The following is a 2,647-nucleotide window of genomic DNA, read 5'->3' on the forward strand; positions in this document are numbered from 1 at the left end:
AATTGACTGTTGATTCGAGGGTGGGGCGATCTTCCAGTGTGGTGTCTTCACTCAGGTCAATACCAAGAACCGATGCCAGAGCTTTTTTTCTGGTCCTGGTGTAAGAATTCTCTATTTCGCGTTGATCGTCCATTTTATTAAGTTGTTGACGCATATGCTGCTGATGAGCATGCACCTGGTTGATTTCATGAATTTTTATACTGATGAGTCTGGCTTGTTCCTCTTGGGGCTGGGCATCATCCCATTTGTCAATACCGAGCTCTGTTGCCAGTTCACTGTTGCGAGTGTTTGTCGCTTTTGCTCCGGCAGCATTAAGTTGTTTTACCAGCTCGGGGATTCGTTTGTTCTCCTGCTCAAGTTGGCCAATCAGGTCTTTTTTCTCTTCCAGCTCTTGATTAATCTTTTTAAGCTCATTGACAACTTGCTGATTGATTTGGACTAGTCTCAGTTTTTCCTCAATACCGCTCATGAGCGTTGTCGTTCTGTGTTGAAATGCTTTGCTTAGCGCGGTGAGTTCGGCCTCTCTTGCCAGCAGCTTTTCCAGTCTGGTTTCCATCTCAAGCAGCTGCCCGGCAGAGTCACCAATGACTCTGGAAGCAAAGCTTCCGTCTTTGTCAAAAGAATTGCCAGAAGGGTCGCCAGGCATTTTGCTGGTAGCGGGTATAACTTTATGTATATTTTGGATAAAATTCCGGTCAGTCAGAAAATTTCTAAGTACGGGTTTGAAGCGAAAGCGCTCTGCGAGTTGAATATGCACCCAGGTTGGCGTGATGATCGACGAAGCGAATCTGACGTGCGGTGCTGTGAATTCAAATTCATCTGCTGTATCTGGAGTAGCATAGGTCAATGCCTGCTGAAGATATTCATAGTATTCAAGCTTCGCCAGTTTACCATCGTATGCAAATGTCGTTTGTCCACTTCCAATAAGTTCAGTATTTTGTTGCGCAGCTAACTCTTCCAGTATTGCCATCTGATTGCTTTGAATGACGTACTGGTAGCTTTTGACCTTGTCTTTTTTAACCCATGCTGTTGCTTCAGGAGGGGGGGCGTTGTTGCCAAATTCATTCCGCCAGGTGTCAGCGAGAGCTTTCACAAAAGCGATGTCGGCGGGGTTCTGCTTCTGGCCACGGAAAACAATAATCTCTCCCGGAGCCTCAGTCACTTCCAGTTTTGGATAATCATCAGGTACAGGATAAGCCTGTGTCTCATCCTCGGTGTGTACAACATAGCCAACGGGTTTATGGTATGACAACAGATCATCCAGAGCCTCCTGTTGTAACTCTTTCCCCAGTAGATGAACCTGGGTGTAGGCAGAGGTAGCTGCTGCGAAAAGCGCCTCATCGTTGACAAAGAGCGATTGACCCAGGCGCTCCAATGCAGGGGGCTGATCACCGGAAACGATGAGACGCATGAAGGTGCGCCCTTTCACTTCAACCTTGACTGTTTTTAGGGTGGCAAGGGCAACATAGTGATCAACCTGGCCAAGGTTTCCTGCCCTTTCATTCGCACCTTTCAGCACTCCGATCAGATGTTCAGGGCTGGCAACGTTCGTAAACGGTTCTAATGTTTGAGCGTCGCCCAGTTGAGCGCGAACAGCCCCAATTGAATCCTGATGGATCATTCCGCCCCTGACTTCAATGACCAGTTCTTTTCCTTCAAGATCATGGGTGAACCTGAAGACCCCCTCATTACCCACCTTCAGGACTTTGGTGTATTTCCGGGCAACGTCATTCTCGTCGGTTTCAAACTGATCAACACTGGAAACGCCACCCTCAATGCCAGAAAGAATGTCTGTGAAGCCTTCAGAAGGAACGTCATAGCCCGCTCTGACTTCAGCCTGATCAGGGTAGGTGGTGGTAAAGGATTTGGGTATTGGCTGCGAGTCATCATCTAAAGTGGGCTTAACGATGACCTCATTCTGGGTAAACTCCATCTGTTCATTGCCAGAAATATCGACAGATTTTGTCTGCAGCCTGCGGGTGGCCAGTGCGTCTGCAGTAATGATGGAAGAGCTGATTACAATTGCCACTGCAAGGCTCAATGCATTGGGGCGGGCATTTGACATTCTGCTACCTCGGAGCTGAGTATTTTTTGTTACCGTGAAAAGCGATTGCCATACCGGGAGAGGAAGCGACTTTTCATCGCTCATGGCTGTCAATTGCTTATTTGGGTAGCTTCAAGGGTCTGCTTGATTGTGAGTGATTTCTCTCATCGTAAACAGATGCTTTCTTATTATTATCGCCCTTTTGCCACTTGTAGAAGGCACCAAAAGTGTAGAAGTAAGGAATACTTTCTGCATGGGAGAATGACCATTTAGGTACATTGTCCCTGAAGTATTTTTCCCAGCCATGCTCGTACATCTTCATGGTGCGATCACGTCGTTCACGGAACTGAAGATAATTCTCGTTTCGTGTCCAGCCATACATCATGTTGTTTGCTTTAACACGGTTGGTATACTCTTCATCCGTTTCATTGAAGCGTTGCGGTGTGGCAATGGTAGTGCGTTTCACATAGTCCGATTCCGTTTCAACGGCGCCTCTCCAGCGGTTGATCTTGTCAAGACTGCGGCCCAGGGGGCCACCCAGCCATTGGGTGAGCATTTTGTTGTCGTTCATGAAGAAGTCGAAAGTGAGACTCGACGCCAGAG

Annotated in this window: 2 protein-coding genes; both read right to left on the bottom strand. The window is 47.6% G+C overall.

Annotated features, from left to right (window positions below):
* Positions 1 to 2,065: hypothetical protein (locus KDK16_RS07685; protein ID WP_257275425.1), on the bottom strand; the 2,065-nt coding region annotated here is incomplete at its 3' end.
* Between the two features lie 97 nt (positions 2,066 to 2,162).
* Positions 2,163 to 2,647 (bottom strand): hypothetical protein (locus KDK16_RS07690; RefSeq protein ID WP_257275426.1); only part of this gene is annotated, 485 nt, incomplete at its 5' end.

This window comes from Endozoicomonas sp. SESOKO4 (genome assembly GCF_024606275.1).